The following is a 23,441-nucleotide window of genomic DNA, read 5'->3' as shown; positions in this document are numbered from 1 at the left end:
GTAGCATCCCGATGTCGGGATACTTGGCGCGGAGTTGTGCAACACATGCTGCGACCTCCTGCTCGATCTGATCAAGGGTGGTCCGGACGAATGGACGTGCCAACGCATTGCGTACGTATTCGCCCTCTTCAATCCCGCCAACGACCACTCTCGCTCGATCTGCCGGATTCTCGATACCAAACAGGTCTTCACTGCAGTGTCTTGAATCAGCGGGTATTACCGCAAGCTTCTGCGCAGGTGCTAGCTGTTGAAGCAACGTTGGAATAAGGAGTAGGCTTGACATTACTACCGGCACATTGACGGCTGCGGAGACTGCCGCCTGATGTCGGATAAAAAAGCCACAGTCAGCAGAAATCATCCCGGCGCCTCGTTCGACCAAACGCCGAGCAGCTGTCACACAAGCGGCTTCGAGTGACGGGGTCCCTCGAATAACGCTCTCCGCCAATGCGCCTTCTACCGTTTCCGTGACGATGGGTCGGCCAAAGGTCGCCGGATCCACAGGAGATCCTTTCCGCGGAATACGGCACGGGCTATCGGGCAACAGAACTTCATCAAGCTCAAGAATTCCAAGGATAGGGCCGCAAGGCCATTGATGCGCCTCCTTTGACTCATCGCAAACTGGGGATGATCTCAGACCCGTGGTGATGACAGATGGCGCCATCCCGGCAAGCAGATCGAGTTTCAATAGATTTCGCATTCAGCCTACCCTTCTCTGAACGCCCTGCTACGCAGTATTTTAGTTGCATGTCTCCGGCTTCACATTCGACGCGAACGCAGGCCCTTGTTATTCCAGTTTGATCCTCGAGAGACTCTCTCTTGATCAGGCAACGCTACGCGCGACCGCGGCGTCCACGGCATCGCCCAGACGCTCCACAATTGTGTCGATCTGGCCGGCGCTGACGATGAACGGGGGCGCGAGCAGGATGTGGTCACCTTGCACGCCATCGATCGTGCCACCCATCGGGTACACCATCAGCCCGCGTGCCATGGCTTCTCGTTTAATGGCGACATTGACTTTCCGCGCCGGGTCGAACGGCGACTTATCCCCGCGGTCCGCAACGATTTCTATCCCCCGGAAGAGGCCGCGCCCGCGGATGTCACCGACAGAATGATGGTTATGGAAGCGCTCTTGGAGCCGATGGTTGAGCAGTTCCCCCATGCGGACAACGTTGTCGAGGAGGCCATGCTCTCGGACGACGTCCTGCACTGCGAGAGCGGCCGCCGCGGCCATCGGGTGCGCCATATACGTATGGCCATGTTGGAAGAAGCCCGACCCTGTAGCGAAGGCGTCGTAGATACGGCGACCCAAAAGTACTGCGCCGACCGGCTGATACCCGCCGCCCAACCCTTTCGCGATCGCGATCAGGTCCGGCACTATGGCTTCCTGTTCGTATGCGTGCAGCGTTCCTGTGCGCCCCATGCCGCACATCACCTCGTCAAGGATCAGGAGAACGCCGTAGCTGTCACAGATCTCGCGGATCCTCTTGAAATAGCCGTCGACAGCTGGCACCGCGCCTGCCGTCGCGCCAACGACCGTTTCCGCAACGAATGCGATCACTTCATCTGATCCGAGCTCGAGGATTTTCGCCTCCAGCTCGTTGGCGACCCGCTCTCCGTACTGATACTCGCCCTCGCCAGCTAACCGACCGCGATATGCATAGCATGGCGCTATGTGGTGGGTTTCGATGAGCAGTGGCCTGAACTGAGCCCGACGCCACTCATTGCCGCCGGCTGCTAGCGCACCCAGTGTATTCCCGTGGTAGCTTTGACGGCGCGCGATAATGTGCCTGCGCTGACTCTCTCCTTTCTCAACAAAGTACTGGCGCGCCATTTTCAGCGCTGCTTCCATCGCTTCCGAGCCCCCGCTGACCAAATAGACATAATCGATACCATCCGGCGAATCCGCAATGAGGCTATCCGCCAGCCGTTCGGCGATTTCGGTGGTAAAGAAGCCTGTATGGGCGTAGGCGAGTTTGTCGAGCTGAGCGTGCAATGCCGCCAGCACGTGCGGATGGTTATGACCCAGGCACGAAACGGCGGCGCCCCCAGACGCGTCGATATAAGTCTTGCCATGGGCATCGAACAACTCGATCCCACGACCGCCAACAGCGACCGGGAGGTCGGCGTGAATCGAGCGATGCAAAATCTTGCTCATGAAAGTCTCATGCTTGCGCTGTTGTTTGATAGGCTAGCCCAACTGCACGATCAGTCGGGAGATTTGCTAAACCCCGATGTCCGTTCGCCGACACTAAGCAGACTCGCCCCCCTTACGCAACATATGTTTCAAATTCGTTCCAGTGCACCGCTCGGATCACCCGTCCGAGTGGAAGAGGCGAACGCGGCCTTACCGCCCGAGCGCTGACCATGATCCTGCCCCTCTGAGGCGTGGGCAAACGGCTTACCTGAATATCACGTGCGACGGATGTTTCATACGCTTGCAATTACGTTCTGCATGGATCATTGGTCATTGTACCGGGCCTTGTGCCGGGGCGCGCCTGCGCGTTCACTCCTCGTGCAGTCCGGGAAAAAGCAGCCAGGAGGTGGTGTGAAATGAGTGATGCCGAACAGCCGACAGCGATTTGCGTCGCTCCCAATGGCGGCAGGCTGACTAAGGCCGACCACCCTTCCCTGCCGCTCGGGCCGGTTGAACTGGCGCGGACGGCTCGGGAGTGCCTCGACGCGGGCGCGTGCCTTATCCATGTCCACGTACGGGATCAAGACGGCGGACATCTGCTCGATGCGTCGGCATATCGCGAGGTCACGCAAGCCATCGGCGAAGTGGTCGGCGATGAAATGATCGTCCAGGTCACGAGCGAAGCGCTTGGTCGCTACACTCCGGAGCAACAGATCGCGGTCATCAAGGGGACCCGGCCGCAGGCCGTTTCTTTGGCGTTACGCGAACTGGTTCCGACCCAGGCTCACGAATCCGGGTTCGCATCGTTGCTGTCTTGGATCCGCGCCGAGGAAATTCTGCCGCAGGTCATCCTTTACGATCCGGCCGAGACGTTCCGTCTGAACGAGTATCACCGCCGAGGCCTGATCCCGTGGAAAGATGTTCCGGTTCTTTTCGTGCTCGGCCGTTACACACCGGGTCAGAAATCGCGTCCGGCGGACCTGTTGCCGTTCATCGACGCGGCTAAGCCGCGTTTTGCCCATTGGAGCGTCTGCGCTTTCGGCGAACGCGAAACCGCCTGCGTGACCGCAGCGGCTCTGCTCGGCGGACATATACGCGTCGGCTTTGAGAACAACCGCCGGCTTGCCGACGGGAAGCTGGCCGAGTCAAATGCCGAATTGGTCGTTGGTGTTGCGAAAGCTCTCCAGGAGGTTGGCCTTCGCAGCGCTGGTGCAGCCGAGCTGCGTCAAGCCTGGCAAGACCTGTAGTCCCTAGTTCGGCCTCCTCGAAGACTTCGTCGCGAATTGAAACCGGTTGGACCTGTGGCGAACGATGGAACACCTGTTGCATAGGTCAACACATTTCGCTACGTCTCGGCAATGGCTGAGGGACCCCTTTCTGAGCAATTAGTTACCGGCTTCGACGCAATGTCGGAGCAGTTCCAATTGGCGGCGCGCTACATCATCGATCATCCACATGACGTGGCGCTGCTATCCATGCGGGATCAAGCGCGGCTGGCCGGGGTGCAGCCAGCCACTATGACAAGACTGGCCAAACATCTTGGCCTAGAGGGTTACGAAGAACTTCGACAAATGTACGCTGACGCGGTTCGCAGCGGCGATGTGGGTTTCGCACGAAAAGCTGACGCGCAAGTAGTCACCCAGAAACGCAAGGGAGACCAAGGTTTCGCTCGCGAGATTCTTCAAACACAAGCGGCGCAAATCGTCCAACTGACCGAATCCTCCCAACTTGACGCGGTAGTATCGACCGCGCGGCGCCTTGCGTCTGCCAAACGCGTCTATTGCATCGGCCTGAGGTCGAGCCACTCGATTGTGTGGCATCTGCATTACATCTTGTCCATGATCGGGGAAAAATCAGTCCTGCTCGATGCGGTTGCCGGCACGGGAACGGATGCGTTTGCCCGTGCCGCCCGGGAGGACGTGCTGTTTGCGACAAGCGTGTTCCCTTACACACGCGTAACGATTGACCTCGCGAAAGTTGCGCATCGTCGCGGCATTCCCATTGTCGCCATTACCGACAGCGAGGTTGCTCCACTCGCCCGCGTCGCTGACGACGTCGTCCTTGTCCAAACAAAAAGTCCATCGTTCTTTCACACTATGACATCTGCCTTTGCAGTGGCGGAAGTGCTGGGGGCATTGATTGCCGGACAGCGTGCACAAGCCGCCCGTGAATCCCTGCTGCGATTCGATGCTCATCTGGCAGATTTCAACACGCACATGAAATTGAGAACCCAGACTCGAGCGCTTCGCCCGCCCAAGCCGGCCTCTTCAGCGGCGAAAAGTACTGGCGGTCGGAAACGCAAAAGGAATGGCGCGAACTGATCTCCCAATGCTGCGTTCGCCGGGGCGAGCGGGTCGGTTGATTACGCGACCGCCCCCTCTGTTCACAATTCAATCCGTGATCAGAGTGAGCTTGTGGACGAGACTCTGAGTTTCGACTGTGTTCCCTGATAGAGCAGGCGGCCTCTCTCAGAGAGATACTACCCAGGCCAGCCTCGGTCGCTAGACCTCTATTTTTCGGTGGTGTAGTCCACCCCGTACCACTTCAACGACAGCTTCGACAGCGTGCCGTTTTCTTTCATTTTCTGGATAGCCGCGGCGATCTTGCCGCTGAATTCTTTGTCTCCATGAAGCACCGCGATGGCTCCGGGCGCGGCGTATAGCGGGTCGCCAAGAAGTTTTATTGGATAGCCAGCGCCTATGGCATTATTCGCAGACGTCCCGTCAGTAATAACTGCGTTTAGCCGAACGCCATCGCCGAGTCGGAGGTCATCGAACGCTACATTGGTGCTTGCATAGGTTTTGACTGCGCCAGGCTCGAATTGATAGGTGACAGGCGAACTGCCTTTCCAATCTGCGGTAAGCGCGTGGTTGGCATAAGCTTCATACGTTGTGTTCGCTGTGACGCCGACCGTCTTGCCGTCTAGATCGGCAAGCTTGGTCGCCTTGCTGCCATTCTGCACAACAGCGAACACCTGCTCGTAGAAGTAAATAGCTGGGAAGTCGAATTTCTCGGCTCGAGCCGCGGTTGGCGTCATCTGACCCATGGCGATATCCCATCTGCCTTCCCACTTTCCCGCTGTGATAATATCCCAACCCGGCGTAAAGAACTTGACCTCCACACCAAGCGATTTTGCAATATGCTTCGCGATATCGACGTCGTAGCCCTCGAGTTCGTGCTTCTCGTTTAGGTGCGAGACCGGACCCCAGTCTGTTCCCACGGCCACAGTTAGCGTCTTTGACTTCAGAACCTTGTCGAGCAACCTCCCAGCATTAGTTGCGCTCGTCGTAGCCAGGATCGCGACCCCAACCGATGCCGCAACTGCAGTCATAAGTCTGCTCATGGATATACCCCTCTCTACCGTTGCTTTTGCCTTCGCCGACACGAGGCGCAAATCCGGCCTCTCAAGGCGGCAGCTGTTCATAGCGTGTAGCGACCGTCTTTGCAACATATGTTCTCAATCTCGAATGAATGCTTCATATGGATCATTATAGTGCAGCGTGGCTCGAATATCGAGTTGGGCTTGATGAACACGACCGGGAAAGTGCTCGAGCTGAACCGCAAAAACTGTCCCGCATCTGCTGGGAGGTGAGGCTAACTGCGGCTGCGGCCGTAAAGTGTCTGACGGGAAATCCCGTGCTGCGCGTCGGGCCGAGTCCAGAAACATTGGTTCTGGCCTTAAGCGGGAGCGTGAGAAATGCAAGTCAAGTTCAAGTCATGCTTCTTCACCTCGCAAATGTGGCATACAGCCCCGCAGTTCATCCCAGCACCTTCCAGAGCATGTGCAGGAGAGAGATCGCAACAACGACCGGGAAAGCCTGTTTCAGGCGCATTGATCGCAGGCTGTGCGCAAGATGCGCGCCAAATGGGCCGTGAAATGCTGAGCGAAAAGAGATCCACCGCCGCCGGCAGGTTCACGTAGCCCAGCGATCCGGGCGGGCGATCAGGAACGCCGATCGCTGACCAGATGAAACAGCCCACGGTCGGCAATGCGATGACGCGGCCGAAACAGATCTTCGGGTCGCCTTGTTCTGGGATGAGCGTCCGCACCATTACGCGATCAAAGGGCGCTGCCTGTGCTCGACCGGTCAACTCCGCTCTTATACCGGCGCCTGTCGAGACGCTCCACTGCATTCACCATTCCCACATGGGTGTACGGGTCGTATCCTGTCGGCGCTATCTCAAAGCCTCGAGCCTCAAAGTGCGCGCGCGCATCGGGCCAAAAGTCCGGGTGCATGCGGAGCTTGCCGTCTTTCGGAAAGACGCGGGGCCTCGCTATTAGGTCCGCCATGTCGTCGCAAAATCCCAGGCCGAACCTCAGGAACAGCAGATAGGTGAGCGAACCTAGAATGCGTTCGCTCCCGGCCGAACCGATGGCGAACGTGGGCCTGCCGGCCACTTCGCCAATGAGCGGCGACATCTCGGTAACATCATGGATTTGGCCTTGGAAGAGCGAGTTTGATTTCATGGCGTAGCTGTAGCCGAGCGCCGCGCCCCACCAGGACAGCTTCGAGCCGAACCAGGGGCCGATCGAAGTTGTGAACGATAGGAAGTCGTCGCCCGAAGCGAGGGCGAAATGATTCGTGTTGGCGTCATCGGTCCAACTGGCCGGTCCGGGGAAGTAGGTCGATTTTAAGTCTTTCCACAGCACTTCTACGGGTGCATCTAACAACCGAATTACCCGTTCGGCGATTGCACTTGCTTCCGACGATAGATGGAGGTCAACAGAAGGATGCCCAACCTTGGGTTCGAGGGTTCCAACTGAGAAAGGTATCCGATCAAGCACGAGGATAGTGGAGAGGACATAGGCCTCCATTGCCCGCGAAAAATCTCCCAGTGCGCGGCGCCGGCGCAATTCGACGGACACCGCCGCGCCGAGCAGGGTCCACGTACCCCAGGTCTCGAGAGCTCCAGTCGTGAGGAGACGTTGGGCCCGTCCGTCGGGGTCGGGGTCGAGGTCGAGCGTGAGTGGAGCGGCCTGGCGAACGGAGTTGTCGAGAGTTTCTTCTGAGCGCCAAGGCCCAGGGTCCCTCGCCCGCAGGATCCGCCAGAAATCATCCTCGCTTTCAGATTCCGCCAATACTCGAAATAGGTCAGCGAGTTGCGGATTTCGCACGTGTGCACGCGGCGCACCGGTTTCCTCCAGATAAATCGCCCTAAGGGGTTCACTCAGCACAGGGGCTTCGCTTTCAAGAGCAATGGTCAACCCCATGGTGGGCGCAAAGCCTTGTTGGGCAAGCGCGGCCGCGGGCGCTAACAAGGCGCGAACTGGAAGTCGCAAACGGCCGCTACGTTTGAAGAAGAACCATGCGGCTATGTTGCCAGGGACGGGCACAGCCGATTCCGGTACGCGCCGCACCGCAGTTGGGGCATTTAGGCAACCGGCTTCGCCCGCCACGGAAAAGACGCCTTGCATGCGGCCAAAGGGGCTGCAATTGGCCGGATCTGCGACCCAAGCGCAGGCGAGGGCGGCGAGATACATGTCGAAGACGCTGCCGCCCTGCAGCCTAATAGCATTTGCTGCGGCCGTGGCTGACGCCACGGGGGTCGCAATCCCGAACCCTATACTGCTGTGGACGTGCAATGGTGCTCCAGGATGCATGCGGTTCCCTGAGTTAGAGGTCCATATTTAGATTGCGATCCTAAGCCGAAGACAGATCGCAAATCCCGGTGCGGTCGCATCACCTTCGCGCCGCCGAACTCTCGCAAGCACGAGGCGCCGACCCGCTCGACGATCGCGGCAGCCGACTAGATGACGCCATCGTTCCGCTTAGCGCGTCGCGGTCGTGAGGCGCCGCATGCACTCGCCATTCGTCCCCCCGGGCACATTTCGAACCGTCCGTGCCCCGGTCGATCCAGGCCAGCGCCTTGGCCGCCACAGTTTCGCGACTACTTTTCGACGGAACGATCAGTCGAGGCGGCCGGTAAAAATCAACTCCGCTGCTCTTTGGGGGCCGAGCAGGTCCCGCAGGAAACCAAGCGCCGCCATCTCCCGGAATAATGCCGAGATTGATGAATGTCGAGCCGAATACCGCGTGATCCGCCGCAATCCGGATGTCGCACATCATCGCGAGATCGAAGCCGGCACCGATCGCGGCGCCATTGATTGCGGCAATGGCAGGCACCTCCAAGCGATGTATCGCGAGCGCGATTCGTTGGATGCCGCGGCGGTAGCGATCCTGCACCTCATAGACATCGCCAGCGAAGCTTCCCTTACGGTCCGCATGTCCTTGACGTTGCCGCCGGCGGAAAATGCCTTGCCAGCCCCCGTCACGAACAGCACCGAGACCGGCCGCACCAGCATTGATCCAATCGATCGTCCTCACAATATCCTCGATCAGGGCTGTCCCGGTCAGTTCGTCGCGGACGTCGTCGCGATCCAGCACGAGCATGGCTACGCGGTCGATCACCTTGAGTTTCGAGTTGATGAGTTTCGGCAGATCGGTCATGCCTCAATCCCTTGCTTCTCTACCGATCGTGCCGTGGAGGACGCGGTGAGAAGGATGCGAACATCCAAGACGGCCAGACCGTCGTGATAGGCAAGGATGGGATTGAGGTCGAGTTCGTCGATTTCCGGGAAGGCTTCAACGAAATCCGAGATACTCACCATGAAATCTGCAAGCGCGTCTCGATCAACCGGCGCTCCCCCGCGCACGCCATCGAGAACCGCTTGCGCCTTGATTTCGTCCAACATCGTAAAGGCATCATTTCGTGTGATCGGAAGCGCGCGGAACACCACGTCCCTAAGAACTTCGACGAGGACTCCGCCCAGTCCGAACATCATGACGGGACCGTATGCGGCATCGCGTACGACACCGACGATGACCTCCACGCCCCCCTCCGCTGCCATCGGAGTGACGAGTACGCCAGTAATGTTCGGATTGGTCACTGCAGCCTTGGCATTGGCGACGATCTCAAGGAAGCCACTGCGCGCCGATGTTACATCAACAACATTGAGTTTGACGCCGCCCGCCTCCGTCTTGTGCAGGATGTCGCGAGATATGATTTTCATCGCGACCGACTGCGCGCCAAGATGATGAAAAGCTTCTTCGGCCTCTCGTTCGTCCACAGCCAGCAATGCCGGACCGAGATCCAATCCGGAATCTTGTAGGCTGGCTCGCCCTTCATGCTCCAAAACTACCCGCCTGCCCTCGGCCCTGCACCCAGCGCAGACCCGCTCGAATACTCTGCCGTGCCCCGTTCGGTTGGGCGGTAACGCTGCAAATACGGAGCCCATCTCACCGTAGTCCGCTAGAGCCTGCATGCACCGCACGGCCGTTTCTAGGGAGCTGTGCACTGGGATGCCGGCTTGACGCATCTCCAGGAGTGGTAAGGGTCGCTGGTCTGCCTGAAGGGCACTGTAAAGGCTGTGAACGACCACGGGCTTGCCGAACCGGCGCGGCATTTCGCCGATCACGTTCGTGGCATCGATTTCTGCAGCGAGCAGCTCTTGTGAGAAGCGGGCCGCATACCCGCCATAGAGACCGGATATCAGAAGACCGTCTACCATCGGATCCTGCAAGAGAATCTCGGCGCAAGCGGCAAATACTAACGGATCCGCGTCTGTTCCCCCAGCCACGTCGACTGGATTTGCAACCGACGCGGCCTGAGGGAGGACATCCGCGAGACGCCGCCGCGTCTCTTCGCTCAGGGGGGCGAGTGCCAGTCCGCGCTCAGATAAGGCGTCGGCGGCAATCGTTGCATGGCCTCCGCCATCGGCTAGGATGGCGAGGCGGCGCGAACGCAGTGGCGGCAGCAGCGATAGCGCCTCCGCCATCGGCAGGATCTCATCGGACCGGTGTGCAAGGATTGCGCCGGCTTGCCTCAGCACGCCCTCGCTGACAGAATATTCGCCAGCCAAAGCGCCGGTATGAGACTTTGCGGAAATGTGTCCGGCACTTGTCCGGCCCGATTTGTAGATGACAACCGGTTTCTCTCGCGAGAAGCGCCTCAAGGCACTCAAAAAACGGCGGCCGTCTTTTAGTCCTTCAATATAGGCGATCACCACGCTGGTGTCGGGATCGGTCGCGAAGTAGTCGAGATACTCGTCAAATCGAATATCGGCCTCGTTACCGACCCCGACATACGTGCTCAGACCGACATGCCCGTTGGCTTGAGCTTCGGTGACGAGCGACAGAGCCATGTTGCCGGATTGCGACAAAAGGCCAATGCTACCCTTCCGCAAGTCCGAGAAGCCGACGAGATTACAGGCTTTATGAGTATTGAACATGCCGGAGGTGTTCGGTCCAATGATCCTAACACCGCCAGCGTGCGCAGCAGCGAGCACCGCATCCTGAAGCTGCCTGCCCTCGTCTCCCGCTTCTGCGAAGCCACCCGCCAGAACCACGGCACTCCGCACCCCTTTTGCGGCGCATTCGGCGATGACTGACGCAACCGTCGCAGCGGGAGTACAGACCAGCGCAAGGTCGACGGGCCCCGGCAAGCTGCCCAACTCGGGTAGACACCTAACGCCGCAGATTTCCCTTTCCTTTGGATTGATCGGGTAGATCGCCCCGGCATAGCCATCGTCCAAGAGTTTTCTCACCGACCGATATCCCCGCTTTGCCGGATTGTTGGATGCGCCGACGATCGCAATGGAGTCGGGGGACAGAATGTCAAGCAGGTCATTCGACGCCATTAATCCCCCCGAAAGATCGGCGAACGCTTCTCAGCGAAGGCGTCGACGCCCTCCCGCCAATCGCGCGTAGTCGAACAAAACATCATGCCCTCAAGCTCAGCAGTAAGAGCAGAGTCGAACGTCCCGTGAGCAGCCGACGCCAACTGTTCTTTGGCAAGCTGCATCGAGAAGGGCGCCTTCTTTGACAGTTCCCTCGCCAACGTGCGGACACCTTCAGCGAACAACTCGTCGGGGATACAGCGTGAGGCCAGCCCGACCCTAACCGCCTCCGCTCCGTCGATCTGCTGGTTGAAGAAGATCAGCTCACGCGCTTTTGCGAGGCCGACAAGTCGTGGAAGAATATTCGTGCTCCCACCGCCGAGGAACGCACCAAGGCCAATTTCGGGAAATCCGATCCGCGCCGATGCGGCCATGGCGATAAAATCGCAAGCGAGAGCCATCTCGGCACCGGCGCCGAGCGCATAGCCGTTCACGGCGGCAATGATCGGCTTTGGATGTGATACCAGACGTCTACACACCCTTTGTTCGCTCATCAGATATTGTCGCCTATCGAAGGCTGGCCGACCCGCTTTGTGCTCCTTCAAATCGGCGCCAACACAAAACGCCCGCCCTTGTCCGGTCAGCACAATCACGCGCACGTTTTTGTCTCTTTCAGCCTGATTGAGAGCCTCCTGGAGATCGTCGTACAGTTGCTGCACCACTGCGTTCAGCCGGTGCGGCCGATTCAGGCGAATTTCGGCGATACCATCCTGAATTTCGTAGGCGACCGTTTCAAACATCATGCCTCCTACCACCCCTTCAGGCGCAGTGCTGGCCCGGCACGATAACAGACTCGTTTAGATTTGCAACGTACGTTTCACAATCGCGTCTGTGAATTAAACGGATCATGGTGGCCGGCTGTCAAATGCTGCTCATCTTCCTTGCTGCTGAATCGTGCGATTTGACGCACAGGGTCCGGGTGTGCCACTCGATCCGGCGACGATCCTCATCCGCATTCATATGCCTATCGGAACCGCTGATATGTCCTTAATGCGTCTGCTTATCGAGGTGTCATTCACGTCAGGTTCGCCTATATGTGCTGCTGCTCTCAGAAGCGCCGGGCGAGCAACTTCGGACGTCGGCATTGCGACCACGCGGCTTGAGATTGGCTCGGCCTCATCCTCTTCAAACCCCATCAGGTGGCGGCCGTCGCGCCGACCCCGCACAGAAGCGAGACCCCGGCGAAGGATGAGCATGCGGTGCAGGATCACGGCAAGCTTGCGCGCCAGCGCTTGGCCTTCTTCATCCCGGCCCGCCGGCCGATCCGCATCGCCCAGCTTTTGAGCTCCGTGCAGCCCTTGAGCGGCTTGGTCAGCATGATGTGGGCTGCCTCATAGAGCGCCGTGCGCACAGCGGCATCGCCGATCTTGCTGACGCGGCCGCTATGATTCTCGCCGGAGTGATACTTCTTCGGGGTCAGGCCGAAATGCGCACCCGCCTGCTTCGACGAGCAAAATCGCCCTGGATTGTCGATCGCAGAAGCATAGGTGAGCGCGACGATCGGACGGACCCCCGGCGTCGACATCAACCGCCTGGCCCTGGCGTTCCGGCGCACCAGCGCGAACCTGCTTCTCGAAAGCTTGGAACTCCCGCAGTAGCACGACATGCACAGAAAGCAGCGCCGCGGCCACCATCTTAAGGTTCGGATGGCCAGCCACCAGTTCGTGGATGCGCCCGGCAAAGCCGCGCGGTGTGGTCTTGCCGACCTTCAGCCCGAAGCCGCGCAAGATGCCGCGCGCACTGCTCTCGACATCGCTTAGCTTCGATTGAATGAGCTCGCGCGCCGTCAGCACCTCTTGCGCGCGGCCAGCGACTTGCTATGCACCGGTCGGAACCAGCCAAGCCGCATCAGCTGTGCGATGCCACACGCGTCATTGCGGTCCGACTTCAGCGGCATCCCTTGAAGGCGTCGCGCACACGCCGCGTCTCCAGCATCTCCACCGCCAGTCCCGCTTGCCGCATTGCCGCATAGAGCCATTGCGACAGCGGCCCGGCTTCCAGGCCGATCCGAACCGGAGGAAGGCCGAGCGAAGCAAACCATGCAATCAACGCCTTCGGCTCGCTTGCCACCTTGCTTTCGCGAATGATCTTGCCGCTTGCATCGACGCACACGCTCGAGTATTCCAATGACACGTCGATACCGGCATAATGGTCCACGGTCGTCTCTCCTTGATGTTTGGCACTGGCTTCGGCCATGACGCCGTTCACACCATCAGTGTGAGGGACGACCGTCGCTGCGCCAAGCAGGCCGCGAGCGGAGCGCGCGACTCACAGCGCGAGCGGCTTGCTTGGCGGCCCGTTACCCATCTCAAGGTTAGCAAGGTCGGTGCGGTCAAATTCGAGCAACACATCCGCGAGTGATTGAAGGCATGCCTGATCTGGCCCAGATCGCCGAACCGATTCTCGAAGTCGCGGCAAGCTGCGTCAGCACTTTGCCACCCTTCCCCGCAAGCTCCTGGCGATCGTCCAGGGTGATGGTTTGCCGCCGGCTGACGACGATCCCGGGCCGCCTGGGCCCCGTCGTGGCGCTAGCCTAAACCCGCAACCATCGACCTTCCGAGCCGCTTCCGCAGCTCCAAAGCTGTCGGCCCGGTCCTGGGCCTGACACCAGTGCTTAATGAGGCGGGCGAAAGCCGCCGGGTCGGCCGCTTCTCGCTATGCGGCGACGCCATGATGATGCACACGCTGCTCTATGAAGCCGCGCAGGTCATGCTGACGCGCGTGACGAAGTGGTCCTGGCTGAAGGCCTGGGCGATGAACATCGCCAAGCCGCGTGTCCGGCAGAGGCCATCGTCGCGCTCGCACCTCGGCTGGCAGTGATCATGCATTGCATGTGGAGTGATGGCACACAGTTCCGCTGGACAAGGGAATGCACACTGGGCACGGTCTGACCGGCGATAAGGACACAACAAAGTTCCACTTGCCGGTGGAAAGAAGTCTTTCGCGGGACGATGAAATGAGGTGAGTTCGTACGTCCGTTAGTACCGGTCGCACACCCCGCGATCAGGACGAGAGATTGTTCCACCTCGTTCTGCGGATTCCCTATACTGGGAGGGCCGAGGCGGGCGATACCGAAGAGAAGCAAGACCCCAAGAAAGACGTCAGAGGCTGGCAAAGCGGAAGCTCGAAAGCGCTCGACCTCAACTCGTCGAATAGAGAAGCGGACGTATCGCTGCCTTCCTTTGATAGGCGGCGACTTCCGCGATCGGCTGCGCTGCTGAGGCACCTTACGTGGGGGGCGCTGATCATTGTTCGGGCTCGGGGATACCCATTCCGAAATAGCGCGTATGAGCGATATTGAGGATGCGATTGAGCAAGCTCGAGAAGCTGTATCCGGCGGTTGTCCCGGCCAGGACATAATTGCTGGCCGGACCGAGTGCCGCCATGGAGTTGATCTCCAGGACAAAGGGCCGGCCGGAGCGGTCGATCCGGAGGTCAACGCGGGCGTAATCCCGGCATTGGCAGGCACGGAAGGTCGCAACCGAAATGTTCCGCAGCATCGTCGCGAGCTTACTCCCAATTTGGGCCGGGCAGATCCTCCGCGGCGTCTCTTCCCAATTCAGATGACGGGTTTCGCAGTCGCCAAAGTCGTATTCTACCATTGGTAGCACCTCGAGGTCTCCATTTCCAAGTAGTGCTACGGTAATTTCACGCCCCTCAATGTATTCTTCCGCGAGCGCCTCCTGCGCATAGTGCGTGACGATCACTTCTACCGCCTGTCTCAACTGAGCGGGTTCATGAACGAGCTGCAATCCGAAGCTGGCGCATTCGTGACGTGGCTTAACCATTAGTGGGAATCGCAAGTCGCCTGTGTTCTCGGTGCCGCAACGCATCACGCGAAAGTTGGGAGTCAACAGGCCGCGATCACGGATAAGCCTTTTGGTGATGATCTTGTCGAGTGCTAGCCCATGCCCGAGCGGGCTTGATCCGGTGTACGGAACGCCGGCCATCTCGAGCATGGCCGGAACGTGGGTGTAACGGCACTCGCCCTGAATTCCGTACGCCATGTTGAAGACCATTCCCGAGGGGCGGGCCTGCGGATCAGGGGGCATGAACCGCTCGAGCGTGGCGAGTAGTCCTTTATCTCCTTCGCACAGCAGCGTTTCGTGGCCACCCTCTTGCAGTGCCGTCACTACTGTTTCAACCCTCTCGCGGTCGTAGTGCTCCAGACAAGACTGACCGAACCGGTTGATCACGCCCGTATGATCATGGTTCCACACGACGGCTACCCGCATGAGCTACTCCCTGGATGTTTACCCGCTATCACGTTCACACACCCGAATTAGGTTGATTGACGGGAACAGGCCGTCTGGACCCGGCGCGCCCGGCCCGTGGCACCGAGCGGTGATCGGGGTCTGCTCCCTCAAACAGGGGAAATCGAGACACTTGTTGATCAGCAAAATGCGGCCGGCCTGCGCAAACAGCTGTTCGGGGAAACCCAGGAAGAGGTGCAACGCACCAGGCAAGCTCGTTATAGTCACGACCGTCGTGAAGGCGCTCCTGACCGCTGCGCGAATCCCATCTCGGCCGAGCACGTTTACGGAGCTTCCGTAGGTCGATCACAAGGCGACAACCGCAAAGAAGCGCAAATGTGTTTCCTGCGCGCACGGTCCCAGATGGAATCGTGTGTGCGCGGTGTCGGCGCCGCTGCTCGCCCGCTTTGATCGTGCCGAAGGTTGGCACGGGAATGCTGCTGCTGCGGGAATGACAGCGACACCCGCGACGGCCGCGGCATAGCTCAATTGACGGGACCGCATTCAGTGCAGCGTCTATCGCATTGATTTGGATCATTCGAGGAAGTTTCATGTAAACCTCTCGGCCAGAGACTGCGAGACCGCTATGGTTGCGACGGATTCTTCGCCGTGTTTCATGCAATCGGCGTGCCACCGAAGAGATTTTGGGAGAAGAGGGCAAAATCATGTGTCTCGCGTCGCAAAAGGGGGAATGCTTGCGCCTCGGTGTGTCAGGTTCCGAACACAGATGCCTTCACCGGACACTGCTGAACACGGACCTCGAAGGAGACCGGTCGCTTCTCGTGCCAGACTCCAACTTGTGCTCGACGCCTGGCGCGCTCGGACGATGTCGAGAACCTGCTTGGTCAGGCGGGCGAACTCGTTCAGCATGAGGCTGAGGATCGCAAGCAGCGGCTCGACCATTGCCATCACCTCGGCGCCCGCTAGCTCGCGTACGCGATCGCGCACGGGCACGCTTTATCCGTTGGTGGTGATCCAGGAGGCGGGGGCTGGACGGCTTCTGAATCGACCGGGTGCTGAACCGCGAGGACTGGATCGAAAGTCACATCGTCGATGCGGCATCTATCGCGGTGTCGCGCCGCCACCGTCGCGCCAAGACGGATCGGCTCGATGGCGAGGCGCTGATCCACGCCCTGCTGGCCGTCAAGCGGGGTGAGCCGCGCGTCTGCTCGATGGTCCGGGTGCCGACGCCCGAGAATGAGGATCGCCGCCGCACCAACCGCGAGCGCAAAGTGCTGGTCGCCGAACGGGTCGAGCACGTCAACCGCATCAAAGGCCTGCTCTTCAGCCAGGGCATCCGCGACTACGAGCCTTTGCGCCGCGACCGGCGCGATCGCCTGGAAGAACTGCGGACCGGCGATGGCCGCGCCCTGCCGGCCCGCATGAAGGCCCAGATCGGCCTCGAGCTTGACCGTCTCGAATTGCTGCTCGGCCAGATCAAGGCGATGGAGGCCGAGCGCGACGCGCTGCTCGCCGCGACGGCGGTGGACGCCTCGACGCCGGCGGCGATGTTGCTCAAGCTGAAGGGCATCGGGCCGGAATTCGCGACGATCCTCCACGCCCAAGGGCTGTTCCGGAATTTCAACAACCGCAGGCAGGTGGCCGCCTACGCGGGCCTGGCACCTTCCCCATGGAAGAGCGGCACGATCGATCACGAACAAGGCGTGTCGAAGGCAGGCAATCCGCGGCTGCGAACGACGATGGTCGAGCTTGCCTGGCTGTGGCTGCGCCATCAGCCGGCCTCGGGCCTGGCCCGCTGGTTCAGCGAACGGGTGGCGCGCAACGGCGGTCGCCTCAAGAAGGTGATGATCGTCGCGCTCGCCCGCAAGCTGCTGGTGGCGCTGTGGAAATACGCGATCGCCGGCGTCATCATCGAGGGAGCGCTCATGAAAACCGCATGACCGCTTCCACCACCCTTTTCCTCCATTCCGCAAAGGCCCTGATCAGCCTTTCGGATCCAGGTGGGGGAACCGAAAATATGCATGGCCTCAACAGCCGATCGGCAGAATGGTTTCGTCTTCCTGAGCCTGCGCCCGCCGCAAGCGGGATATTGGTGCTGCCGCCACGAGCGGCGACCGCATGTGAGGTGGATGAGGCCCGGCGACCGGGCCGCGTCACGTGATCGGGCTCGGACCTTGGACCGGAAACTGCGAAGGAGGAAAATCACAGTTGACCATGTAATCCCCATGTGAGGCATATTTAGGCCGGCGCACGACGATCACACGCAGCTGCGCCAGAACGATGTCGAGCCGCTCGCTCACGTCCTCACCGATCCCATGCAAGCCATTGCGGCAACCCGGGCAGGCATGGTCCTCGATGTCGTCGACTATCTCCACGCGAGGAAGATTCGCCGGCAGCGAGCCGCGGTTGGCCCGTCGTTTGGCAGTCTTTGCCTGTCGCTGGTCCGGGGAGGCCCTCTCGGCCTCTTCCTCGCCAGCCGCCTCGATCTGTTCGCTCTTCGAGCCCCAGCGGCAACTGATCTTCGGGAAGCGTTTCGGCGCGACGAAAGCAATGACGCTGCAATCCTTTGATGCTCTGGATCAGCCGGGCATTCTCGACGTCGCGCGCCAGGACTGTGAATCGGCAAAATTGACCCCAACCTTGACCGCGCCCGTCGGCCCGATCACGACGGTGCTTTCACCGCGCGGATCACCGCCGCCACCGTCCTGGTGTCTGCGCCACGGCCGACCCGCATGGCGACGCCGTCTATCTCCAGCTCGATCAGACCGGCGTCTCAGGCGGCTTTCTGCTTCCGCCGCCGCGTTACCGCCGGTTCAGGACTCGGCGCTGCAATCACCGCCGCAACAAACAACGATTCCGGTGCCGGCGCTTCCGCCAACGGCTAACGAGCGGCCGGACGCCAAGCGAACACGTGAGGGAGATGTTCGGAGCCTTTGAGGGCTTCAACACATGACGATTTCAGAGCTTCCGCTTAAATCCAGCGATCACGAGCCCGCGCGCCGGTTCGAGGTGTTCACAGGCTCCAGTCGGCGGCGCGACTGGCGCGGATCGTGGCGGAAAGCTACTAAGCCGGCGCGACCGTGAGCGCGGTGGCGCGGCGATACGCCGTCAACAGCGAAAGGTGCCACCGGAACAGCGCTTACCATCCTTCACATTAATTTACAGGATCTTTGCGCCCGCAGATCGCTGACAATGTTACCTTCACCGCAAGGTCTGAGGTCAGGCAAGAGTAAAAAGCCGATCCCCTTTTACGCTCAGACCGCCGCACAGCACGCAATGGAGGGTCAATCAAATGGCAAAAAGAGCGCTCATCCTAGTTGAAGGCACAAGGGCCAATGGTCCGCTTTACGTCAAAGCGGCTCGGCGTCTTGGTCTCCATCCAATTACTCTGTCGGCTGATCCAACTCACTACGACTATCATGTTCCGGAAAAGCTTGAGGCAATCCGGGTCGATACGGACAATCTCGATGCGCTGATCCACGAATGTTCACAGCTGCGCGCATCGTATGACATTGCTGGCATTACGAGCGCCCAGGAGTCGGTCTATGCGACAGTTAGCAAGCTCTGCCGGCATTTCGATCTACCGGGACCGAACCCCACATCCATTGAACGATGCTGCGACAAACTCGCTCAACGACAGCTCCTCGCCGAGGCCGGCGTTCCGATACCTGCTTTTCGCGTGGCAGCGAATGCGACAGAAGTACAAAAGTCAGCCGCGGAGATCGACCTGCCGGTGATTCTCAAGCCAGCCGTAGGCAGCGGCAGCAGCGGTGTCCGATTGTGCCGCACTGTCGATGAGTTGGCTGAACATACGACCTATCTGTTGGGCGGGAAGCACATATGGCGGTCTTCGCCACGGATACTGGTCGAAGAGTTTGCGCAGGGCTCCCAGTATTGCGCTGAGATAATGGGCAATGAGGTCATTGGGATTGGTACCGCCGACTTCGGCCCCCCACCGCATTTCGTCGTTCGTGAGAGCATCTTTCCGGCCCCGCTGACTGATGACGTGCACAAACGTATCGCCGATGTTTCGCTAAGTTGTTTGCTAGCTCTCGGCCTTGGCTGGGGCCCCACATGCATTGAATTCCGGTGGACGAAGCGTGGCCCAGTCGTCATCGAAGTCAATCCGCGTCTTGCGGGTGGAACCAATCCTCAACGGGTTCAGCTGGCTTTCGGTATCGATCTCATCACCGAGCACATCAAGTTTGTCATCGGCGACGAATGGGATTTACGGAGAAGGCATTCGCACGTTGCGGCCGCGCGGAAACTGGTTCCTGAACGCGACGGCATCCTTAATTTCGATGCCGACACTCGCGCGGCTGTCATACCAGGTGTCGTCGAGGTCAAATTTTATGTTGAACCTAAGACGCCGATCGTCAGGAAAGGCGATTATCTAGACTGCATCGGACATGTCATCGCCGTTTCACCCAGCATTGCTCAAACCAGCGCCATACTTCAGCATGCTATCGAATTAATCGATTGGTCGATCACACCATTTCCGACCCCCGCCGAGAAACGTTCTGCAGCCCTCACTCCTGTGCCGACGCAGGTGGCGACAAGTAAGAGGTGACCGTCGCGAAGATTGGTGCAATCGAGAGCAGGAGAGGGACGGTTTTTGCTGCCTGACGATGGCCCCGTCATCCGATGTGCAACGGTACGAGGGTTAAGCCGGCTGGCTGGCGCGGAGCCTCATCCATATGAGACGGGCCATATGGATATATCAGATTTGTCGGTTTGGATTCACAAGGGAACAGATTTCGATCGCGGTGGCAGAGAGCGGATGCGGCGGGTCGGTGAAATACTCGGGCGACAGATTGCCAGGCCGCCCCTGCGCGCCTGCCGAAACGGCCGTCTGTCAACTACGAGGGCGGGCAACCCTACTGTCCGACCGCTTCTCCTCGAGCCTGTCGATAAACTTCCTGGAAGCCGCCAGTAGAGTTGGGCCGATTTCTCGACCAGACTGATGAGCAATTTCCAAACTCTCTCCTTCAGAAAGGACTGAATTCTGTGGGAGGAGAGAGGGAAGGCATCGTCGCACATAAGAAAGGCGCATGTATCTGGCAGGGCGCTTGCGTCTGTAATAGCGCAACTTCAGAGCCTCGATTCGGGACGAAGGTTTCCTAAAGCCGCAAGAAAGCCGCCACCGACTGAATTCGGATTGGCCAAGCTTTGCAGACATCCCTTGAATAACACAGGAATTTGGCCAATGAGGCTAACGACAGAACGTCTGGTATTGCGTCCCTGGCAGGACAAAGACCGGAGCCCAATGGCAAGCATTTACAGTGATGCCCGCGTCGGACGGTTCTATCCCAAAGTGCGGACGGCTGAGGAAGCGAATATCGAGATTGACCTGGCGATCGAGTGTGCCCGAACCAACGGCTTTCATTTTCAGGCGGCGGAGTTGAAGGGCTGCGGCGAATTTATCGGTATGATCGGGCTAGGTGTCCTCTCCCAGTCGGCGCAGGCTGTAATTCCCACCCATCCGCGCGTTGAAATCGGGTGGGTGCTCGCAAAGGAGCATTGGGGCAAAGGATTCGCACCGGAAGGCGCGCAAGCATGGCTCGGCTTCGCCTGGTCAATCGGTCTGCCGGAGGTTGTCGGCCTCACCACCAAGGCGAATGTGCCGAGCCAAAGGGTCATGCAGAAAATCGGCATGAGCTATGATCCCTTGGCCGATTACGAGAGCCCGAACCTCGACGAGGGCCATTGGTTACGGCCTCGAGTGGTCTACCGGAAACGGAATCCGACGTTGTAAGAGCGGCGACATTCCATTCGTAATCGCCGGGCTGCGGGGCTGTATGTCGGCCGAGTGTCGCCTCTCATTCTCCCGGCATGCTTACGGCGGTTGGGAGCGACAATCGTCACAAGCAGAGCCAGCGAGCGGATTGCGAGGATACCGAGCGGGCGGCGTGCTCGCCTGCTCCACTCAACAAACCCAATGCGTACCTCGACGGAATCAAACGGCGCACTGGGTGATCGGGTTCTCTCCAACGACCCGTACTATGGCTCGCCTCATCAAGCGTCTTGCGCAAATCCATGCGCTTGTTAAGTTGCTGTTGTTATGAAATATTCGAATATTCCCGGCATCGGGCGATGTATAATCAACGTGAACTATTAATACGCGTTTTTCTGATCTTGCCGCCAACGACATCCATGCAGCTTTGACGAATTCCTTCGTCGTCAGCGCCGTGATGCTTTCCGACGTCGGAATATCTCCGGAATGGGATGTGAGAATTCACATTTTAGAGAAACTCTGACCTTCCATGGCCGCCTTGAGCGGAGCGGTGCGCGCCTGCAGCCAAAGGCTGCGCGCACCGCTGTCTCGGGTCTTCAAGTCATTCCTTCCGTAGGTGCTACGGCATCCAGTTCACTACGCCGGCGCAGGCGGGTCGGCCGCACCCTCATCAAGGAAGCGATCGCAAATGGCGAGATATTCCGGGCCCATGCCTTCGACCTCATCAAACATGGAACCACACCATCAAGGAAGTCAGTGTCAAGCGCTACCACTACGACAGCCACCAGCAGTTCGAAGCCCATCTCGCCGACTTTGTCAGCGCCTACAACTTCGGACGACGACTCAAGACCTCAAGCGTTCACACCGTACGAATTCATCAGTTCATCTTCAAATGATGTGGACAAAAGAGCCGGAACCTTTCACCCTCAATCCGCTCAATGCCGGGACTAACATTAGCGCAGCCTGGCGGTGTGCATGACGGCGCATCGTATTACTGCTGCGCCGGCATCGTTCCTAATCTTACTGAGTCAGAAAGTCGCGGCTGTGGAGGGATTCGCGCTGGTCGCGGATTTGTTAGGGTGCTGCTTCGTGATCAGGGAAGCGCCCCGCCATGCCCGACTGGACAGCCGAGAGTGAAGCCGCGTTCGACGCCTATGTCGATGCTTTGATCGGGGTGATCGGCCACGCCGACCGAGCGGAGCCGCTGAAGGATTATTGCCTCGGACTTTTGATGCCGATCGAGTGCAAGAGCGTGGAACCGTTGGCGGCCGTCACGGCGCCGTCGCGGGTGGCGGCCAAGCATCAGTCTCTGCTGCATTTCGTGGGACAGGCGCCGTGGTCGGACGCGGCCTTGCTAGCGCGGGTTCGCGACTGAGTCCTGCCACGGATCGAGCGGCGTGGACCGATCCGGGCGTGGATCGTCGACGACACGGGCTTTCCCAAGAAGGGCAAGCACTCGGTGGGCGTAGCGCGCCAGTATTGCGGCCAGTTGGGCAAGCAGGACAGCTGTCAGATTGCGGTTAGCCTATCGATCGCAAATGACGCAGCCTCGCTTCCGATCGCCTACGAATTGTATCTCCCGCACAGCTGGGCGGAGGATCCGGAACAACGCAAGAAGGCCAAGATTCCGGCAGAGATCACGTTCCGGACCAAGCCGCAGATCGCGCTCGAGCAGATCAGGACGGCCAAGGCCGAGGGTGTCGCGCCCGGCGTGGTTCTGGCCGACGCCGGATATGGCGCCAACGGCGGTTTCCGGTTTCCGCGCGGGCCTGTCCGAGCTCGGTCTGACCTATGTTGTCGGCGTTCAGCCCACACTCAGCGTCTGGCGCCCAGGCGAGAGCCCGCTGCCGCCCAAGCCTTGGAGCGGAAGAGGCCGGCCGCCGTCTCGAGTCGGCCGAGCCGACAATCACAAGCCGATCTCGGCCAAGGCCTTGGCCGAGGAACTCGACGCCGAGACCTGGCGCACGATCGCCTGGCGTGAAGGAATTAACGCCGAGCTCAGCTCCCGCTTCGCCGCCATGCGCTTGCGGCCGGCTTCCAGGGACTACAACCGGCCCGAGCCTCACACCGAAGAATGGCTCCTGATCGAGTGGCCGGAAGGCGAGGCCGAGCCGAGCAAGTATTGGCTCTCCACCTTGCCGGCCGATGCTACGATCACCCAGTTGGTCGACGCCGCCAAGTTGCGTTGGCGGATCGAGCGAGACTATCAGGAACTCAAGCAGGAGCTGGGACTGGGCCACTACGAAGGCCGAGGGGGCGGGGCTTCCACCACCACGCCAGCCTCTGTATCGCCGCCTACGGCTTCTTGGTCTCTCTGAGGAGACGATTCCCCCCTCAACTCCAACTCGCGCCCGGGGCCGCCAAACGCCTGGTCTTCCCGACGGTCATCAACCCCGCGGATCCTCCGATCCGGCCAGAGCGGCACGTCCCGACCTCGATCCTAACCCTCAGGCGACGCCTGACTGTGGCCTTGGCCAAACGTCTGCAACGATGTCCGTGCTGCATAATAGCAATGGACAGTCCGCGTCAGGCTCGCAATTTGTGACGCAGTAGTACTAATACGTCAGCAATTTACCAGCAGGTCGCGTGACATATTGCTCAGCGACTTCGCGCCATCATCGGTCACGCGAACGGTCTCACTGAATATGTAACCATCGGTCTTCTCAAAGATACCGATGAGGA

Annotated in this window: 12 protein-coding genes and 6 pseudogenes; 9 read left to right on the top strand and 9 right to left on the bottom strand. The window is 59.7% G+C overall.

The window, feature by feature from the left end; all coding sequences use genetic code 11:
• Nucleotides 1–820: 820 nt before the first annotated feature.
• On the bottom strand, nucleotides 821–2,155 hold the full coding sequence (locus H0241_RS34200; protein WP_181062117.1) for an aspartate aminotransferase family protein: 1,335 nt from the start codon (nucleotides 2,153–2,155) through the stop codon (nucleotides 821–823).
• Nucleotides 2,156–2,550: 395 nt separating this feature from the next.
• On the opposite strand from H0241_RS34200, the gene H0241_RS34195 reads away from it, so the two are divergent.
• Both H0241_RS34195 and H0241_RS34190 read left to right on the top strand, forming a co-directional pair.
• On the top strand, nucleotides 2,551–3,381 hold the full coding sequence (locus H0241_RS34195; RefSeq protein WP_181062116.1) for a BKACE family enzyme: 831 nt from the start codon (nucleotides 2,551–2,553) through the stop codon (nucleotides 3,379–3,381).
• Nucleotides 3,382–3,492: 111 nt separating this feature from the next.
• Nucleotides 3,493–4,455: a MurR/RpiR family transcriptional regulator gene (locus tag H0241_RS34190; protein ID WP_181062115.1), complete on the top strand. Its 963-nt coding sequence runs from the start codon at nucleotides 3,493–3,495 to the stop codon at nucleotides 4,453–4,455.
• 188 nt (nucleotides 4,456–4,643) lie between these two features.
• Here the strand turns inward: H0241_RS34190 and H0241_RS34185 are convergent, their stop codons facing one another.
• The 6 genes and pseudogenes from H0241_RS34185 to H0241_RS34155 all read right to left on the bottom strand — a co-directional run.
• Entirely contained in the window at nucleotides 4,644–5,477 is an 834-nt protein-coding gene (locus tag H0241_RS34185) for a transporter substrate-binding domain-containing protein (protein WP_181062114.1), read from the bottom strand.
• Between the two features lie 717 nt (nucleotides 5,478–6,194).
• Nucleotides 6,195–7,676, bottom strand: coding sequence for a gamma-glutamyltransferase (locus H0241_RS34175; RefSeq protein WP_181062112.1), 1,482 nt, complete (start codon nucleotides 7,674–7,676; stop codon nucleotides 6,195–6,197).
• Between the two features lie 139 nt (nucleotides 7,677–7,815).
• Complete coding sequence (locus H0241_RS35495) at nucleotides 7,816–8,583, bottom strand: enoyl-CoA hydratase-related protein (protein WP_210285180.1); 768 nt, start codon at nucleotides 8,581–8,583, stop codon at nucleotides 7,816–7,818.
• The gene (locus H0241_RS34165; protein ID WP_181062111.1) at nucleotides 8,580–10,772 is read right to left on the bottom strand and encodes an acetate--CoA ligase family protein; all 2,193 of its coding nucleotides are present in this window, start codon (nucleotides 10,770–10,772) and stop codon (nucleotides 8,580–8,582) included. Before H0241_RS34165 ends, H0241_RS35495 begins: the two co-directional genes overlap by 4 nt.
• A complete protein-coding gene (locus tag H0241_RS34160; protein ID WP_210285179.1) occupies nucleotides 10,772–11,551 on the bottom strand; it encodes an enoyl-CoA hydratase/isomerase family protein in 780 nt (259 codons plus the stop codon). The genes H0241_RS34165 and H0241_RS34160 overlap by 1 nt, the downstream gene beginning before the upstream one ends.
• Before the next feature lie 447 nt (nucleotides 11,552–11,998).
• Nucleotides 11,999–12,968: pseudogene (locus H0241_RS34155) on the bottom strand (IS110 family RNA-guided transposase); the annotation flags it as partial.
• A 150-nt stretch (nucleotides 12,969–13,118) separates the two neighbouring features.
• Here H0241_RS34155 and H0241_RS34150 point away from each other — a divergent pair.
• Nucleotides 13,119–13,702, top strand: a pseudogene (locus tag H0241_RS34150) (transposase); the annotation flags it as partial.
• A gap of 354 nt (nucleotides 13,703–14,056) precedes the next feature.
• On the opposite strand, the gene H0241_RS34145 reads toward H0241_RS34150, so the two are convergent.
• The gene (locus H0241_RS34145) at nucleotides 14,057–15,046 is read right to left on the bottom strand and encodes a D-alanine--D-alanine ligase family protein (protein ID WP_181062109.1); all 990 of its coding nucleotides are present in this window, start codon (nucleotides 15,044–15,046) and stop codon (nucleotides 14,057–14,059) included.
• A gap of 949 nt (nucleotides 15,047–15,995) precedes the next feature.
• Between H0241_RS34145 and H0241_RS34140 the strand changes: the two are divergent.
• A pseudogene (locus H0241_RS34140) lies at nucleotides 15,996–16,965 on the top strand (IS110 family RNA-guided transposase); the annotation flags it as partial.
• Between the two features lie 291 nt (nucleotides 16,966–17,256).
• Here H0241_RS34140 and H0241_RS34135 read toward each other — a convergent pair.
• A pseudogene (locus H0241_RS34135) lies at nucleotides 17,257–17,635 on the bottom strand (IS66 family transposase zinc-finger binding domain-containing protein); the annotation flags it as partial.
• A gap of 682 nt (nucleotides 17,636–18,317) precedes the next feature.
• Here H0241_RS34135 and H0241_RS34130 point away from each other — a divergent pair.
• The 5 genes and pseudogenes from H0241_RS34130 (at nucleotide 18,318) to H0241_RS35990 (ending at nucleotide 23,077) form a co-directional block, all read left to right on the top strand.
• Nucleotides 18,318–19,595 carry an ATP-grasp domain-containing protein gene (locus H0241_RS34130; protein ID WP_181062108.1) on the top strand — a complete coding sequence of 426 codons (1,278 nt, stop codon included), beginning with the start codon at nucleotides 18,318–18,320 and terminating at the stop codon, nucleotides 19,593–19,595.
• A gap of 636 nt (nucleotides 19,596–20,231) precedes the next feature.
• Nucleotides 20,232–20,780 (top strand): GNAT family N-acetyltransferase, encoded by a 549-nt coding sequence (locus H0241_RS34125; RefSeq protein WP_181062107.1) that lies wholly within the window; start codon nucleotides 20,232–20,234, stop codon nucleotides 20,778–20,780.
• Between the two features lie 713 nt (nucleotides 20,781–21,493).
• Nucleotides 21,494–21,738 (top strand): annotated as a pseudogene (locus tag H0241_RS36000) (IS481 family transposase); the annotation flags it as partial.
• 132 nt (nucleotides 21,739–21,870) lie between these two features.
• A pseudogene (locus H0241_RS35995) lies at nucleotides 21,871–22,653 on the top strand (IS701 family transposase); the annotation flags it as partial.
• Nucleotides 22,544–23,077, top strand: coding sequence for a transposase (locus H0241_RS35990; RefSeq protein WP_328824963.1), 534 nt, complete (start codon nucleotides 22,544–22,546; stop codon nucleotides 23,075–23,077). The pseudogene H0241_RS35995 and the gene H0241_RS35990, both read left to right, overlap by 110 nt.
• The last annotated feature ends 364 nt before the right edge of the window (nucleotides 23,078–23,441 follow it).

Origin of the sequence: Mesorhizobium neociceri (assembly GCF_013520985.1) — a bacterium.
Classification (GTDB): Bacteria; Pseudomonadota; Alphaproteobacteria; order Rhizobiales; family Rhizobiaceae; genus Mesorhizobium; species Mesorhizobium neociceri.
The sequence above is the reverse complement of the archived record's forward strand: the minus strand, read 5'-3'. Positions and strand labels throughout refer to the sequence as shown.

Coding starts and splice junctions, on each gene's coding strand:
- H0241_RS34200 (WP_181062117.1), bottom strand. CDS start 2,155: ATGAGCAAGATTTTGCATCGCTCGATTCACGCCGACCTCCCGGTCGCT.
- H0241_RS34195 (WP_181062116.1), top strand. CDS start 2,551: ATGAGTGATGCCGAACAGCCGACAGCGATTTGCGTCGCTCCCAATGGC.
- H0241_RS34190 (WP_181062115.1), top strand. CDS start 3,493: ATGGCTGAGGGACCCCTTTCTGAGCAATTAGTTACCGGCTTCGACGCA.
- H0241_RS34185 (WP_181062114.1), bottom strand. CDS start 5,477: ATGAGCAGACTTATGACTGCAGTTGCGGCATCGGTTGGGGTCGCGATC.
- H0241_RS35495 (WP_210285180.1), bottom strand. CDS start 8,583: ATGACCGATCTGCCGAAACTCATCAACTCGAAACTCAAGGTGATCGAC.
- H0241_RS34165 (WP_181062111.1), bottom strand. CDS start 10,772: ATGGCGTCGAATGACCTGCTTGACATTCTGTCCCCCGACTCCATTGCG.
- H0241_RS34160 (WP_210285179.1), bottom strand. CDS start 11,551: ATGTTTGAAACGGTCGCCTACGAAATTCAGGATGGTATCGCCGAAATT.
- H0241_RS34145 (WP_181062109.1), bottom strand. CDS start 15,046: ATGCGGGTAGCCGTCGTGTGGAACCATGATCATACGGGCGTGATCAAC.
- H0241_RS34130 (WP_181062108.1), top strand. CDS start 18,318: ATGGCAAAAAGAGCGCTCATCCTAGTTGAAGGCACAAGGGCCAATGGT.
- H0241_RS34125 (WP_181062107.1), top strand. CDS start 20,232: ATGAGGCTAACGACAGAACGTCTGGTATTGCGTCCCTGGCAGGACAAA.